14 protein-coding genes and 1 pseudogene are annotated in these 15,018 nt (G+C 63.9%); 7 read left to right on the forward strand and 8 right to left on the reverse strand.

Annotated elements, in window-relative coordinates; genetic code table 11:
* Positions 1 to 3 precede the first annotated feature (3 nt).
* A complete protein-coding gene (gene glyS, locus MJ643_RS15380; RefSeq protein WP_013970260.1) occupies positions 4 to 2,055 on the reverse strand; it encodes a glycine--tRNA ligase subunit beta in 2,052 nt (683 codons plus the stop codon).
* Positions 2,052 to 2,999, reverse strand: coding sequence for a glycine--tRNA ligase subunit alpha (gene glyQ, locus MJ643_RS15385; RefSeq protein WP_013970261.1), 948 nt, complete (start codon positions 2,997 to 2,999; stop codon positions 2,052 to 2,054). Before glyQ ends, glyS begins: the two co-directional genes overlap by 4 nt.
* An 83-nt stretch (positions 3,000 to 3,082) precedes the next feature.
* Here glyQ and MJ643_RS15390 point away from each other — a divergent pair, with 83 nt between their 5' ends.
* The gene (locus tag MJ643_RS15390; RefSeq protein WP_003260004.1) at positions 3,083 to 3,634 is read left to right on the forward strand and encodes a DNA-3-methyladenine glycosylase I; all 552 of its coding nucleotides are present in this window, start codon (positions 3,083 to 3,085) and stop codon (positions 3,632 to 3,634) included.
* Positions 3,635 to 3,675: 41 nt separating this feature from the next.
* A complete protein-coding gene (locus tag MJ643_RS15395) occupies positions 3,676 to 4,563 on the forward strand; it encodes a lysophospholipid acyltransferase (RefSeq protein WP_003260003.1) in 888 nt (295 codons plus the stop codon).
* Between the two features lie 97 nt (positions 4,564 to 4,660).
* Here MJ643_RS15395 and MJ643_RS15400 read toward each other — a convergent pair whose 3' ends face one another.
* From MJ643_RS15400 to def, 5 genes are read right to left on the reverse strand one after another with little or no spacing between them, the layout of a single operon-like run.
* On the reverse strand, positions 4,661 to 4,975 hold the full coding sequence (locus tag MJ643_RS15400) for a tetratricopeptide repeat protein (RefSeq protein ID WP_013970263.1): 315 nt from the start codon (positions 4,973 to 4,975) through the stop codon (positions 4,661 to 4,663).
* An 11-nt stretch (positions 4,976 to 4,986) separates the two neighbouring features.
* Complete coding sequence (gene trkA / locus MJ643_RS15405; RefSeq protein ID WP_013970264.1) at positions 4,987 to 6,360, reverse strand: Trk system potassium transporter TrkA; 1,374 nt, start codon at positions 6,358 to 6,360, stop codon at positions 4,987 to 4,989.
* Positions 6,361 to 6,383: 23 nt separating this feature from the next.
* A complete protein-coding gene (gene rsmB / locus MJ643_RS15410; RefSeq protein WP_024087943.1) occupies positions 6,384 to 7,694 on the reverse strand; it encodes a 16S rRNA (cytosine(967)-C(5))-methyltransferase RsmB in 1,311 nt (436 codons plus the stop codon).
* Positions 7,691 to 8,623, reverse strand: coding sequence for a methionyl-tRNA formyltransferase (fmt, locus tag MJ643_RS15415; protein WP_023660947.1), 933 nt, complete (start codon positions 8,621 to 8,623; stop codon positions 7,691 to 7,693). The genes rsmB and fmt overlap by 4 nt, the downstream gene beginning before the upstream one ends.
* A gap of 60 nt (positions 8,624 to 8,683) precedes the next feature.
* Positions 8,684 to 9,190 carry a peptide deformylase gene (gene def / locus MJ643_RS15420; RefSeq protein WP_003260000.1) on the reverse strand — a complete coding sequence of 169 codons (507 nt, stop codon included), beginning with the start codon at positions 9,188 to 9,190 and terminating at the stop codon, positions 8,684 to 8,686.
* 207 nt (positions 9,191 to 9,397) lie between these two features.
* Here def and dprA point away from each other — a divergent pair.
* From dprA to MJ643_RS15435, 3 genes and pseudogenes are all read left to right on the forward strand, one after another.
* A pseudogene (gene dprA, locus MJ643_RS15425) lies at positions 9,398 to 10,496 on the forward strand (DNA-processing protein DprA).
* Between the two features lie 42 nt (positions 10,497 to 10,538).
* Positions 10,539 to 11,096, forward strand: a complete 558-nt coding sequence (locus MJ643_RS15430) for an L-threonylcarbamoyladenylate synthase (protein WP_024087945.1) — start codon at positions 10,539 to 10,541, stop codon at positions 11,094 to 11,096.
* Positions 11,097 to 11,429: 333 nt separating this feature from the next.
* Positions 11,430 to 11,741, forward strand: a complete 312-nt coding sequence (locus tag MJ643_RS15435) for a hypothetical protein (protein WP_013970269.1) — start codon at positions 11,430 to 11,432, stop codon at positions 11,739 to 11,741.
* Between the two features lie 278 nt (positions 11,742 to 12,019).
* Here MJ643_RS15435 and MJ643_RS15440 read toward each other — a convergent pair whose 3' ends face one another.
* The gene (locus MJ643_RS15440; protein WP_013970270.1) at positions 12,020 to 12,997 is read right to left on the reverse strand and encodes an NADPH:quinone reductase; all 978 of its coding nucleotides are present in this window, start codon (positions 12,995 to 12,997) and stop codon (positions 12,020 to 12,022) included.
* Between the two features lie 134 nt (positions 12,998 to 13,131).
* Here MJ643_RS15440 and hemF point away from each other — a divergent pair, with 134 nt between their 5' ends.
* Together hemF and aroE are read left to right on the forward strand one after the other, a co-directional pair.
* Positions 13,132 to 14,043 carry an oxygen-dependent coproporphyrinogen oxidase gene (hemF, locus tag MJ643_RS15445; protein ID WP_013970271.1) on the forward strand — a complete coding sequence of 304 codons (912 nt, stop codon included), beginning with the start codon at positions 13,132 to 13,134 and terminating at the stop codon, positions 14,041 to 14,043.
* Positions 14,044 to 14,068: 25 nt separating this feature from the next.
* A complete protein-coding gene (aroE, locus tag MJ643_RS15450; protein ID WP_013970272.1) occupies positions 14,069 to 14,893 on the forward strand; it encodes a shikimate dehydrogenase in 825 nt (274 codons plus the stop codon).
* Positions 14,894 to 15,018: the final 125 nt, after the last annotated feature.

Here is a 15,018-nt window from a genome sequence, read left to right on the forward strand (position 1 = left end):
GGCTTACCCCAGCAGCGAAATGTCGGCCACGCCCAGGAACAGGCCGCGCAGGCGGCTGAGCAGGGCATAACGGTTGGCGCGTACCTTGGCATCCTCGGCGTTGACCATCACCGCCTCGAAGAAGGCGTCGACCGGGTCACGCAGGGCCGCCAGGCGGGCCAGCGATTCGCTGTACTGGCGTGCAGCAGCCATCGGTTGCACGGCCTGGTCGGCCTGCTGGATGGCCGAGTACAGGGAGAACTCGTTGGCGTTGTCGAAGTACTTCGGCTCGACGTGATCGGCGATGGCGCCTTCGGCCTTGCTCAGCAGGTTCGACACGCGCTTGTTCACCGCGGCCAGGGCCTCGGCTTCCGGCAGCTTGCGGAAGGCTTGTACAGCCTGCACGCGCTGGTCGAAGTCCAAGGCAGAACCTGGCTGCAGGGCACGGACCGACAGGTAGGTGGCCACGTCGATGCCTTCGTCTTCGTAACGCGCACGCAGGCGGTCGAAGATGAACTCCAGCACCTGTTCGGCCAAGCCGGCGGCCTTGACCTTGGCGCCGAACTGCTTGACCGCGAACTCGACCGCACCGGTCAGGTCCAGGTCCAGCTGCTTCTCGATCAGGATACGCAGCACGCCCAAGGCGGCACGGCGCAGGGCGTACGGGTCCTTGCTGCCGGTAGGCAGCATGCCGATGCCGAAGATGCCGACCAGGGTGTCGAGCTTGTCGGCGATGGCCACCGCAGCACCGGTGAGGGTCTGCGGCAGCTCGGCGCCAGCACCGCGCGGCATGTACTGCTCGTTCAGGGCCAGGGCCACGTCTTCCGGCTCACCGTCGTTGAGCGCGTAGTAGTAACCGGCAACACCCTGCATTTCAGGGAATTCGCCGACCATCTCGGTGGCCAGGTCGCACTTCGACAGCAGGCCGGCGCGGCCGGCGCGCTGGGCGTCGCCGCCGATCAGCGGGGCGATGAAGGCGGCCAGCTTGGAGACGCGCTCGGCCTTGTCGTACACGGTACCCAGCTGAGCCTGGAACACCACGTTCTTCAGGCGCTCGTTGAAGGTTTCCAGCGGCTGCTTCTTGTCCTGCTTGAAGAAGAACTCGGCGTCGGTCAGGCGTGGGCGCACGACCTTCTCGTTACCTTGCACGATCTGCTTCGGGTCGCGGCTCTCGACGTTGGCCACGGTGATGAAGCGCGGCAGCAGCTTGCCTTCGCTGTCCAGCAGGCAGAAGTACTTCTGGTTGTCCTGCATGGTGGTGATCAGGGCTTCCTGCGGGACTTCGAGGAAACGCTCCTCGAACGAGCACACCAGCGGCACTGGCCACTCGACCAGGGCGGTCACTTCGTCCAGCAGCGCCGGCGGCACGATGGCGCTGCCTTCCTGCTGCATGGCCAGCTCGGCGGTACGCTTGCTGATCAGCTCGCGGCGCTCGGCGAAGTCGGCCAGCACGTAGGCTTTGCGCAGGTCTTCGACGTAGTTGGCCGGGGTGGTAATCACCACGTTTTCCGGGTGGTGGAAGCGGTGGCCACGGGATTCACGGCCTGCCTTCTGCGACAGGATGGTGCAGTCGACCACCTGGTCGCCCAGCAGCATCACCAGCCATTGGGTCGGGCGCACGAACTCTTCACGGCTTGCCGCCCAGCGCATGCGCTTGGGGATCGGCAGGTCGTTGAGCGAATCTTCGACGATGGTCGGCAGCAGGCCGGTGGTGGCCTTGCCCGGGATGTGCTGGGAGAAGCGCAGCTTGGGGCCGCTCTGGTCGATTTCCGACAGCTCCACACCGCATTTCTTGGCAAAGCCCAAGGCAGCCTGGGTCGGCTCGCCGTCTTTGAAAGCAGCCTGCAGGGGCGGGCCGTCGATATTGATGCTGCGGTCAGGCTGTTGCACGTCCAGCTGGCGGATCAGCACGGCCAAGCGGCGCGGCGCGGCGTAAACCTGCTTGCCGGTATAGTTCAAGCCAGCGGCCTGCAGGCCCTTCTCGATACCCGCCAGGAAGGCTTCGCCAAGGCTGGCGAGGGCCTTCGGTGGCAGCTCCTCGGTGCCCAGTTCTACCAGGAAATCTTGAGCACTCATTGTGCAGCCTCCAGCTTAGCCAACACTTCGTCACGCAGTTCAGGGGTGGCCATCGGGAAGCCCAGGCGTGCGCGGGCTTGCAGATAGCTTTGCGCCACGTCCCGGGCCAGGGTACGTACACGCAGGATGTAGCGCTGGCGCTCGGTTACCGAGATGGCGCGGCGGGCGTCCAGCAGGTTGAAGGTGTGCGAGGCCTTCAGGACCATTTCATAGGTCGGCAGCGGCAGCTCAAGCTTGATCAGGCGGTTGGCTTCGCTTTCGTAGAAGTCGAACAGCTCGAACAGCTTGTCGACGTTGGCGTGCTCGAAGTTGTAGGTCGACTGCTCCACCTCGTTTTGGTGGAACACGTCGCCGTAGGTGACCTTGCCGAACGGGCCGTCGGCCCACACCAGGTCGTACACCGAGTCGACGCCCTGGATGTACATGGCCAGGCGCTCCAGGCCGTAGGTGATTTCACCCGTGACTGGGTAGCACTCGATGCCGCCTACCTGCTGGAAGTAGGTGAACTGGGTGACTTCCATGCCGTTGAGCCAGATTTCCCAGCCCAGGCCCCAGGCGCCGAGGGTCGGCGATTCCCAGTTGTCTTCGACGAAGCGAATGTCGTGGACCAGCGGGTCCAGGCCGATGGCTTTCAGCGAGCCGAGGTACAGCTCCTGGAAGTTGGCCGGGTTGGGCTTCAGTACCACCTGGAACTGGTAGTAGTGCTGCAGGCGGTTGGGGTTTTCGCCATACCGCCCGTCGGCAGGGCGACGGCTAGGCTGCACATAGGCGGCGTTCCAGGTTTCTGGACCCACGGCGCGCAGGAATGTAGCGGTGTGGAAAGTGCCGGCGCCTACTTCCATATCGTAGGGCTGAAGCACCACACAACCTTGCTCGGCCCAGTAGTTCTGCAGGGCGAGGATCAGGTCTTGGAAGGTACGCACGGCTGGCGTAGGCTGGCTCACGAAATTCACCTGTATCTGGGGATGCGGATGTAAAGAGCGGGAGTATAACCTGATTCGCCTCGCCCTCTACTCATTGGAGCCTTATGCCACGCTGCTTTTGGTGTACCGACGATCCGTTGTACCAGGCCTACCACGACCAGGAATGGGGAACGCCCCAGCGTGACCCGGCGTTGCTGTTCGAGATGCTTTTGCTCGAAGGGTTCCAGGCGGGGCTTTCGTGGATCACCGTATTGCGTAAACGCGAGCGTTATCGCGAGGTGATGCACGGCTTCGATCCGGTGAAACTCGCCGTCATGAGCGACGAACGCATCGAGGAGCTGATGCAGGATGCCGGCATCATCCGCAACCGCCTCAAGCTCAAGGCTGCCAGGCGTAATGCCCAGGCCTGGCTGGCTGTGGACAACCCCGCCGACTGGCTCTGGTCATTCGTCGGTGGTGCGCCGAAGATCAACCACTTCACTGGCCGCAGCGAGGTGCCAGCGGTTACCGATGAAGCCAAGGCGATGAGCAAAGCCCTGCAGAAAGCCGGCTTCACGTTCGTTGGCCCGACCATCTGCTATGCCTTCATGCAGGCCACCGGCATGGTCATGGACCACACCACCGATTGCGATCGCTACGCCGCCTTGTTGCGCTGAGGGGTTACAATGCGCGCCTTGCTGAAATAAGGAATTCGCCTGTGGAAAAGTTCAAGGGCGCCCTGATGGTCGGGGTGCTGCGCCTGTTTGCCAAGCTGCCCTGGGGCGCTGTGCAGCGCGTCGGCGCCGGTATCGGCTGGCTGATGTGGAAGATCCCCAACGGCTCGCGCAATGTCGTGCGCATCAACCTCGCCAAGTGCTTCCCGGAGATGGACCCGGCCGAGCGCGAGCAGCTGGTGGGCCGCGCGTTGAAGGATATCGGTAAATCCTTCGTCGAAAGTGCCTGTGCCTGGATCTGGCCGCCGCAGCGCTCGCTGGAGCTGGTCAAGGAAGTGCACGGCCTGGAAGTGCTGGAGCAGGCCCTGGCCTCGGGCAAGGGCGTGGTCGGCATCACCAGCCACCTGGGTAACTGGGAAGTGCTGAACCACTTCTACTGCAACCAGTGCAAACCGATCATCTTCTATCGCCCGCCGAAGCTGAAGGCGGTGGATGACCTGCTGCGCGAGCAGCGGGTGCAGATGGGCAACCGCGTGGCACCTTCGACCAAGGAAGGCATCCTCAGCGTGATCAAGGAAGTGCGCCGTGGTGGCCAGGTGGGTATTCCTGCCGACCCGGAGCCGGCGGAGTCGGCCGGGGTGTTCGTGCCGTTCCTGGGTACCCAGGCGCTGACCAGCAAGTTCGTGCCGAACATGCTGGCCGGGGGCAAGGCGGTTGGGGTGTTCCTGCATGCCCTGCGGTTGCCTGACGGCTCGGGCTTCAAGGTGTTCCTGGAGGCGGCGCCGGAAGAGATGTACAGCACCGACGTGACCGTGTCGGCGGCGGCGATGAGCAAGGTGGTCGAGCGCTATGTGCGCGAGTACCCGAGCCAGTACATGTGGAGCATGAAGCGCTTCAAGAAGCGCCCGGCTGGCGAGCCACGCTGGTACTGAGATTTTCACTGTCCCCTGTGGGAGCGGGTTTACCCGCGAATGCGTCGGTGAATCCCACATCGCATTCGCGGGTGAACCCGCTCCCACAGGGACTGCGTTAACCTGATGTCTTGTTGAGTTTCTTCAGAAACACGGTCATCTCTTTCTCGGCCTGCTTGTCCCCATGGGCCTGCGCGGCCACGATCCCCTCCTCCCAGGCCTTGCGCGCCGCCGCCAGGTCACCCTGCAGATGATGCGCCTTGCCCAGCAGTTTCCACGCTGCCGAGTACTTCGGGTCCTGTTCCACGCACCGTGCCAGATGCACCGCCGCTTCAGCACCATTGCCTTCGTCCAGCCAGGCCTTGCCCAGGCCGAACCTCAACAACGGGTTATCCACACCCTTGGCCAGCATCTTCTCCAGCGATTCGCGCATGCCCTGTGCTCCTAGAAGAAACTCAAGCCGACGTGGAACAGCTTCTCCACATCCCGGATATGCTTTTTATCCACAACGAACAGGATCACATGGTCGCCCGATTCGATCATGGTGTCGTCGTGGGCAATCATCACCTCTTCGTCACGAATGATCGCGCCGATGGTGGTGCCCGGTGGCAGCGCGATGTCTTCGATCGCCTTGCCGACCACCTTGCTCGACTTCGAATCCCCGTGCGCCACCGCTTCGATAGCCTCGGCCGCCCCGCGGCGCAGCGAGTGTACGCTGACGATGTCGCCCCGGCGCACGTGCGCCAGCAGGGTGCCGATGGTGGCCAACTGTGGGCTGATGGCAATGTCGATGTCGCCACCCTGCACCAGGTCGACATAGGCCGGGTTGTTGATGATGGTCATCACCTTGCGGGCGCCCAGGCGCTTGGCCAGCAGCGACGACATGATGTTGGCCTCGTCGTCGTTGGTCAGGGCCAGGAAGATGTCGGCGTCGGCGATGTTCTCCTCCAGCATCAGGTCCTTGTCCGAGGCGCTGCCCTGCAGCACCACGGTGCTTTCCAGGGTGTCGGAGAGGTGTCGGCAACGGGCCGGGCTCATCTCGATGATCTTCACCTGGTAGCGGCTTTCGATGGCCTCGGCCAGGCGTTCGCCGATTTGCCCGCCACCGGCGATGACCACACGCTTGTTGGTTTCGTCGATACGGCGCAGCTCACCCATCACCGCGCGTATGTCCTTCTTCGCGGCGATGAAGAACACTTCGTCGTCTGCTTCGATCACCGTGTCGCCCCGCGGGGTGATCGGGCGGTCGCGGCGGAAGATGGCCGCCACGCGGGTGTCGACGTTGGGCATGTGCGCGCGGATCTGGCGCAGTTGCTGGCCTACCAGCGGGCCACCGTAGTACGCCTTAACTGCCACCAGCTGGGCCTTGCCTTCTGCGAAGTCGATCACCTGCAGCGAGCCAGGGTGCTCGATCAGGCGCTTGATGTAGTTGGTCACCACCTGCTCGGGGCTGATCAGTACGTCGACCGGGATATGGTCGTTGTCGAACAGCTCTTCGCGGGTCAGGTAGGCCGACTCGCGCACCCGGGCAATTTTGGTCGGGGTGTGGAAAAGCGAATAGGCTACCTGGCAGGCGACCATGTTGGTTTCGTCGCTGTTGGTTACCGCCACCAGCATGTCGGCGTCGTCGGCACCGGCCTGGCGCAGCACCGTAGGCAGCGAGCCGCGGCCTTGCACGGTGCGGATGTCCAGGCGGTCGCCCAGGTCGCGCAGGCGGTCGCCGTCAGTGTCGACCACGGTGATGTCGTTGGCTTCGCTGGCCAGGTGCTCCGCCAGCGTACCGCCTACCTGTCCTGCGCCGAGGATGATGATCTTCATCCGCTACTCCCTACCTTTTGTTTTTATCCGCGCGAGGCGGCGATCTTGATCAGCTTGGCATAGTAGAAACCGTCGTGGCCGCCTTCCTGGGCCAACAACTGGCGGCCGTGGGGCTGGCGCAGGCCGGCTTCGGTGGCCAGGTCCAGCTCACGGGCGCCCGGGGTGCGGGCAAGGAAGGCATCGATCACTTCGGTGTTCTCGGTCGGCAGGCTGGAGCAGGTGGCGTATAGCAGCATGCCGCCCACTTCCAGGGTCGGCCACAGGGCATCGAGCAGCTCACCTTGCAGCGTGGCCAGGGCCGGGATGTCGTCGGCCTGACGGGTCAGCTTGATGTCAGGGTGGCGGCGGATCACGCCGGTGGCCGAACAGGGGGCATCGAGCAGAATGCGCTGGAACGGCTTGCCGTCCCACCAGCTGGCGGTGTCGCGGGCATCGCAGGCGATCAGCTCGGCGTCCAGTTGCAGGCGGTCGAGGTTCTCGCGCACGCGGGTCAGGCGCTTGGCTTCGAGGTCGATGGCCACCACGTGGGCCAGGCCGGTTTCGGCTTCCAGCAGGTGGCAGGTCTTGCCACCCGGTGCACAGCAGGCGTCGAGCACGCGCTGGCCGGGGGCCAGTTCCAGCAGGTCGGCGGACAGCTGCGCGGCTTCGTCCTGCACGCTCACCCAGCCTTCGGCAAAGCCTGGCAGGCCGCGCACGTCGCAGGCTTCGGCCAACACGATACCGTCACGGCTGTACTGGCAGGCGCTGGCGCCAACGCCTGCCTCGGTCAGCAGTGCCAGGTAGGCATCGCGGCTGTGGTGGCGACGGTTGACCCGCAGGATCATCGGCGGGTGGGCGTTGTTGGCGGCGCAGATGGCCTCCCACTGCTCCGGCCAGAAGGCCTTGAGCGACTTCTGCAGCCAGCGCGGGTGGGCAGTGCGTACCACCGGGTCGCGCTCCATGCCGGCCAGCAATTCTTCGCCTTCGCGTTGGGCGCGGCGCAGCACGGCATTGAGCAGGCCCTTGGCCCACGGCTTCTTCAGCTTGTCGGCACAGCCAACGGTCTCGCCAATGGCCGCGTGGGCCGGGATACGGCTGTAGAACAGCTGGTACAGGCCGACCAGCAGCAACGCCTGCACATCGGCATCGGCGGCCTTGAACGGCTTCTGCAGCAGCTGCGCCGCCAGCAGGTCGAGGCGTGGTTGCCAGCGCGCGGTACCGAACGCCAGGTCCTGGGTCAGGCCGCGGTCGCGCTCATCGACCTTGTCCAGTTGCGCTGGCAGCGAACTGTTCAGCGAGGCCTTGCCACTGAGTACAGCGGCAAGGGCACGGGCGGCGGCGAGGCGTGGGTTCATTGGCCCAGCACCTTGCCGCTGGCGAATTTCTCACGACGGCTGTTGAACAGGTCGCTGAAGTTCAGTGCCTTGCCGCCGGGCAGTTGCAGGCGGGTCAGGCTCAGTGCCTGGTCACCGCAGGCGACAACCAGGCCGTCCTTGCTGGCGGAGAGGATCTCACCCGGGGTGCCTGTCGCTGTGGACAAGTTGGCGGCCAGCACTTTCACGCTTTCGCCATCGAGGGTGCTGTGGCAAACCGGCCACGGGTTGAAGGCACGGATCAGGCGTTCCAGCTCGACGGCCGGCCGGCTCCAGTCAATACGCGCTTCGTCCTTGTTCAGCTTGTGCGCGTAGGTGGCCAGGGCATCGTCCTGCACTTCACCGTGCAGCGAACCATCGGCCAGGCCGGCGATGGCTTGTACGACTGCGGGCGGGCCCATCTCGGCCAAGCGGTCGTGCAGGCTGCCGCCGGTGTCTTCGGCGCTGATCGGCGTGACCACCTTGAGCAGCATCGGGCCGGTGTCCAGGCCCGCTTCCATGCGCATCACGGTCACACCGCTCTCGGCGTCGCCGGCTTCCACGGCGCGCTGGATCGGTGCGGCACCGCGCCAGCGGGGCAGCAGGGAAGCATGGCTGTTGATACAGCCCAGGCGCGGGATATCCAGCACCACCTGCGGCAGGATCAGGCCGTAGGCGACCACTACCATCAGGTCCGGCTTCAGCGCCGCAAGTTCGGCCTGGGCTTCGGCGTTGCGCAGGGTCGGCGGTTGGAACACCGGGATGTCATGGGCCACAGCCAGTTGCTTGACCGGGCTCGGCATCAGCTTCTGGCCACGGCCAGCGGGGCGGTCGGGCTGGGTGTAGACGGCCACGATCTCGTACGGGCTGTCGAGCAGGGCCTTGAGGTGTTCGGCGGCAAACTCTGGAGTGCCTGCAAAGACGATGCGCATGGAGTTCTCGCTTCAAAAAAGAAAAAGGCTTGCCGGAGCAAGCCTTCTGGAAGGTGGGGATCAGGCTTGCTGGCGGTGCTGCTTTTCCAGCTTTTTCTTGATCCGGTCGCGCTTGAGCTGCGACAGGTAGTCGACGAACAGCTTGCCGTTGAGGTGATCGAATTCATGCTGCACGCACACCGCCAGCAGGCCTTCGCACTCGAGCTCGTAAGGCTTGCCGTCGCGGTCCTGGGCCTTGACCCGCACACGCAGCGGGCGGTCGACGTTCTCGTAGAAGCCAGGTACCGACAGGCAGCCTTCCTGGTACTGGCCCATGTCGTGGGTCAGCTCTTCGACCGTGGGGTTGATGAAGACGCGCGGCTCGCTGCGGTCTTCACTGAGGTCCATGACCACGACCTGCTGGTGCACGTTGACCTGGGTAGCGGCCAGGCCGATGCCAGGGGCTTCGTACATGGTTTCAAACATGTCGTCGATCAGCTGACGCAGGGCGTCGTCGAACACCGTCACCGGCTTGGCGATGGTGCGCAGGCGCGGGTCCGGGAATTCGAGAATGTTCAAGATGGCCATAAGGTCAGGCAGTCACTGTGCGTTCGGTTGAAAACTGAGCACACATAATAAAGGGAAACGGGGATTTCAGCACCTGTGAAAGCTCGTCTAGGGTTTTCAAGGCCAGCTTATTGCCCATTCGATGGACAGGTTGTCAAAGCGTTATCAACAAAGTTATCCACAGTTTGTGCCACGTCGATGGCCCCGATTCGATCAAGGATGATCCCCATGCAGACCTACCATTCGTCGCCTCTTCCGCCTGCCGAACTGGAGGCCCGATTACGCCTGCACCGGCTGCCGGAGACGGGATTGCGTCGCTTTAACACCTTGCTTGAGGCTTTTGGCAGTGCCTCTTCGGCGCTATGTGCACCCGCCGGCGCCTGGCGCGCATTGGGCATACCCCAGGCCACCATCGATGCCCGGCGCAGTGCCGAAGTTCGTGAGGGTGCACTGGCCGCAATGGCCTGGCTAGAGCGCCCGGCCCAGCATTTGCTGATGTGGGACGGCCCTGGCTACCCGCCACTATTGGCGGAAATCGACGATGCCCCTCCACTGCTTTTCGTAGCTGGAGACCCAGCCCTGCTCGAGCGCCCACAACTGGCAATTGTGGGCAGCAGGCGTGCTTCACCCCCAGCACTCGACACTGCTGCGGCATTTTCCCGCTACCTGGCGCAGGCCGGTTTCACCATTACCAGCGGCTTGGCGGTGGGCATCGACGGTGCCGCTCATCGGGCCGCATTGCAGGCTGGTGGGGGCACGATTGGCGTGCTCGGTACGGGGTTGCAAAAAACTTTATCCACAGCGCCACAGGTCGCTTGCACAAGCGATGATCGACAACGGTAGCGCGCTGGTTTCCGAGTACCCGTTGGATGCCGGGCCGCTACCTGGCAACTTCCCGCGGCGCAATCGCATCATCAGTGGCCTGTCGCTGGGCGTGCTGGTGGTCGAGGCGAGCCTGGCCAGTGGTTCGCTGATCACCGCACGCCTGGCTGCCGAGCAAGGCCGCGAGGTGTATGCCATACCGGGCTCCATTCACCACCCCGGGGCCAAAGGCTGCCACCAGTTGATCCGTGACGGCGCGCTGTTGGTGGAGAGCGTGGAGCAGATACTGGAAAGCCTGCAGGGCTGGCAGAACCTGCCGCCTGCGGTTGTGGATAAATTCGACCATCCTCTGCTCGCCCTGCTGCATGCTGCGCCACAAACCAGCGAAAGCCTGGCCCACTGCAGCGAGCTGCCGCTTGCCGACGTGCTGGCGCAGCTGACCGAACTGGAGCTGGAAGGCCGGGTCAGCAATGAAGCCGGGCGTTGGTTTGCCCGCGCGGGCTAAGTACACTGCTCACAAGCAAGGTATATAGGCGGAGTAACAGAAATGGTGAGCAGTTTTCGTGTGCAACAAGCCGCACGTGAGATCCGGGCGGGTGCAGTGATCGCCTACCCGACGGAAGCGGTCTGGGGCCTGGGCTGCGACCCGTGGAACGAGGACGCGGTGTATCGCCTGCTGGCGCTGAAGTCGCGGCCTGTGGATAAAGGCCTGATCCTGGTAGCCGACAACATCCGCCAGTTCGACTTCTTGTTCGAGGACTTCCCCGAAGACTGGATCGACCGCATGGGCAGCACCTGGCCGGGGCCGAACACCTGGCTGGTGCCGCACCAGGACCTGTTGCCCGAATGGGTTACCGGGCAACATGACACCGTGGCACTGCGGGTCAGTGACCACCCGGTGGTACGTGAGCTGTGTGCATTGGTGGGGCCGTTGATTTCCACTTCGTGCAACCCGGGCGGGCGCCCGGCGGCTAAGACCCGGTTGCGGGTGGAGCAGTACTTCCATGGTCAGCTGGATCTGGTGCTGGGGGGGGCGTTGGGTGGACGGAAGAACCCGAGTGTGATCCGTGACCTGGTGACTGGCGAAGTCGTTCGTCCGGGCTGATACCGCAAAGCGGCCCCAGAACCCCGCAGATTTTTCTGATTTTGTCTCGAATGGCTGTCCAGCTTGTGGCTTGGGAAATATCCTACAAGCCGCGTCCCCTGCCATCACCTTCTCAGTGGGAACCAGTGCCTCTAGGCTTCATCCGTCGCTGAATACCTTGGCGATCGGGTGTGGTAGCCCGGATGCATTTTTTCCATGGCAGTCTATGGTGACTGTGCGTGGGAGGCTTTCGAGCCTGCCTGGATTGGAAAATGCCCGGGTCTACCACCTCGCGTACAGTCGCCACCCATTCACGTGGTAGTGATTGGTGGCGGCAATGAGGAGCATTTTCCAATGATGAAGAAAATAGTCCCCGATCCACCGCTTCCCTGCACCTCTACTCGCCCCTTCGGCCGCTGCGATGCCGGCCACGAACCGCTGTTCACCGTAAACCCGAACATTTCCGCCGAGGACGCCTTGGTTCATGTAGCTCTGTATCTGCGAGGCGCCTACGAAACGGGCTCGAAAGCCCTCGAGTACCTGCGCGAAGAAGGCCGTGGCATGTATTGGTCGAGCCTGCATTCCATTGAATTGGCGGAGGGATTGGTGGAGGCGATTCTCGATGGTATCGAGTCGATACCAACCACCCGTCCTCCACAGGCATAGCGCCCTGTTCAAGGCCGACGCAGTACCTGTGGGAGCGGGTTCACCCGCGAACACCGGCGCAGCCGGTGCCATCCACTGCGGTGTCTTCTTCGCGGGTAAACCCGCTCCCACAGGGATAGCGCTGTATTCAAGACTGGTGAAGTACCTGTAGGAGCGGGCGCGCCCGCGAACACCGGCGTAGCCGGTGCCATGCACTGCGGTGCTTGCTTCGCGGGCATGCCCGCTCCCACAGGGATGGCACTGCACTTAAGATCGGTGCAGTACCTGTGGGAGTGAACTCAAGGAAGCAGAATTGTGGAACCCACAGTCCGCCGAGCCGACAGCTCCGCCTGTGCCTTGGCCGCCTCGCTGAGCGGATACCGCTGTTGGATATCCACAACCAGCTTGCCACTGCCGATCATCGCAAACAGGTCATCGGCCATGGCCTGGGTATTCTCGGCATTGTTGGCATAGGTCGCCAACGTCGGGCGGGTCACATACAGCGACCCTTTCTGCGCCAGAATCCCCAGGTTCACCCCGCTCACCGCCCCCGAGGCATTGCCAAAGCTCACCATCAACCCGCGCGGCTGCAGGCAGTCCAGCGAGGTCAGCCAGGTGTCGGCACCCACACCGTCATACACCACCGGGCATTTCTTGCCGTCGGTCAGCTCCAGCACCCGCTTGGCTACGTCCTCACGGCTATAGTCGATGGTCGCCCACGCCCCAAGCGCCTTGGCCCGTTCGGCCTTCTCGGCAGAACTCACGGTACCGATCAGCTTGGCCCCCAGCGCCTTGGCCCACTGGCACGCCAACGAACCCACGCCGCCAGCTGCTGCGTGGAACAGGATCACATCACCCGCCTTCACCTCATAGGTCTGCTTCAGCAGGTACTGCACGGTCAAACCCTTGAGCATCACCGCCGCTGCCTGCTCGAAGCTGATGTTGTCGGGCAGCTTCACCAGATTGGCTTCCGGCAGCGTATGCACCTCGCTGTACGCGCCCAACGGGCCGCCGGCATGGGCCACGCGGTCACCCACTTTCAGCCGGGTCACGCCCTCGCCCACGGCCTCGACCACGCCAGCCGCTTCAGTGCCTAGCCCCGAAGGCAGGGATGGCGGTGCATACAGCCCGCTGCGGAAGTAGGTATCGATGAAGTTCAGGCCGATCGCATGGTTACGTACACGCACCTGCTGTGGCCCTGGCGGGGCTGGTTCGAATTCCACAAACTGCAGCACTTCCGGGCCGCCATGCTGGCTGAACTGGATACGCTTGGCCATCTCGCACTCCTGTCGTATGGGTCGGGAAAGACCTTCTATCGGACGCCTTTGCTTGATCGCCGTCAACTGCGGCGCGCGGGCTGGGGGTGGTATGCTACGCGGCGAATTCTTCCCTGCCCGTTCCTGGTGACCCGATGACTAGCCGCACCGAGGCCGTGAAAGCCTACCTGCTCGACCTGCAAGACCGCATCTGCTCTGCCCTCGAAGCTGAAGACGGCGGCGCCCGCTTCGTCGAGGACGCATGGGTGCGCGAAGCCGGTGGCGGGGGCCGCACGCGGGTGATCGGCGATGGCAAGGTGATCGAGAAAGGCGGGGTCAACTTCTCCCACGTGTTCGGCGCCGGTCTGCCGCCGTCGGCCAGTGCCCACCGCCCCGAGCTGGCGGGCCGTGGTTTCGAGGCCTTGGGCGTGTCGCTGGTGATCCACCCGCACAACCCGCATGTGCCCACCTCCCACGCCAACGTGCGCTTCTTCATCGCCGAAAAGGAAGGTGAAGAGGCTGTCTGGTGGTTCGGCGGCGGCTTCGACCTGACTCCGTACTACGGCAATGAAGAAGACTGCATCCACTGGCACCGTGTGGCCGAGCAGGCCTGCGCGCCGTTCGGCGCCGACGTGTACCCGCGCTACAAGGCCTGGTGCGACCGCTACTTCCACCTCAAGCACCGTGGCGAGCCACGCGGCATTGGTGGGTTGTTCTTCGATGACCTGAACGAGTGGGACTTCGACACCTGCTTCGCCTTCATCCGCGCCATTGGCGACGCCTACGTCAACGCCTACCTGCCGATCGTCCAGCGCCGCAAGGGCACGCCCTACACCCCGCAGCAGCGTGAGTTCCAGGAATACCGCCGTGGCCGCTACGTGGAGTTCAACCTGGTCTACGACCGTGGCACCTTGTTCGGCCTGCAGTCCGGCGGCCGCACCGAGTCCATCCTCATGTCGTTGCCGCCGCAGGTGCGCTGGGGCTACGACTGGAAGGCCGCGCCTGGCAGCGAAGAAGCACGCCTGACCGAGTACTTCCTGCAGGACCGCGACTGGCTCGGCCAGTAAGCCTGTGGATAATCAAGGAGCCGTCATGGACCAGTACGTCGTTTTTGGTAATCCCATCGGCCACAGCAAGTCGCCGCTGATCCATCGCCTGTTCGCCGAACAGACCGGCCAGGACCTGGAATACGCCACCCTGCTGGCGCCGCTGGACGAGTTCAGCGACTGCGCGCGCGGCTTCTTCAAGCAAGGCCGCGGCGGCAACGTCACCGTGCCGTTCAAGGAAGAGGCCTACCGCCTGTGCGACAGCCTGACCCCGCGTGCCCGGCGCGCTGGCGCAGTGAACACGCTGAGCAAGCTGGCCGATGGCAGCCTGCAGGGCGACAACACCGATGGCGCTGGCCTGGTGCGCGACCTGACGGTGAATGCCGGGGTCGAGCTGGCAGGCAAACGCATTCTGATCCTGGGTGCTGGTGGCGCGGTGCGTGGCGTGCTGGAGCCGATCCTGGCGCACAAGCCGCAGTCGCTGGTGATTGCCAACCGGACCGTGGAAAAGGCCGAGCAGCTGGCGCGTGAATTCGATGAGCTGGGGCCTGTGGTAGCCAGCGGGTTTGCCTGGTTGCAGGAACCGGTGGATGTGATCATCAATGCCACCTCGGCGAGCCTGGCCGGTGAGTTGCCGCCGATCGCCGACAGCCTGGTCGAGGCGGGGCGCACGGTTTGCTACGACATGATGTATGGCAAGGAGCCTACGCCGTTTTGCCAGTGGGCCGAGAAGCTGGGGGCGGCCAAGGTGCTGGATGGGCTGGGGATGCTGGCTGAGCAGGCGGCTGAGGCGTTCTTTATCTGGCGTGGGGTGCGGCCGGATACGGCGCCAGTGTTGGCTGAGTTGCGCCGGCAGCTGGCTCGCGGCTGAGATCGTCGGGGACCGCTTTGCGGTCCCATCGCAGGCAAGCCAGCTCCTACAGGGACAGCGCCGGCCTCAGGCCTTCTGATATCCCTGTGGGAGCTGGCTTGCCTGCGATGGGCTGCAAAGCAGCC

The organism is Pseudomonas sp. PNPG3, from assembly GCF_023093815.1.
GTDB classification, from domain to species: Bacteria; Pseudomonadota; Gammaproteobacteria; order Pseudomonadales; family Pseudomonadaceae; genus Aquipseudomonas; species Aquipseudomonas asiatica.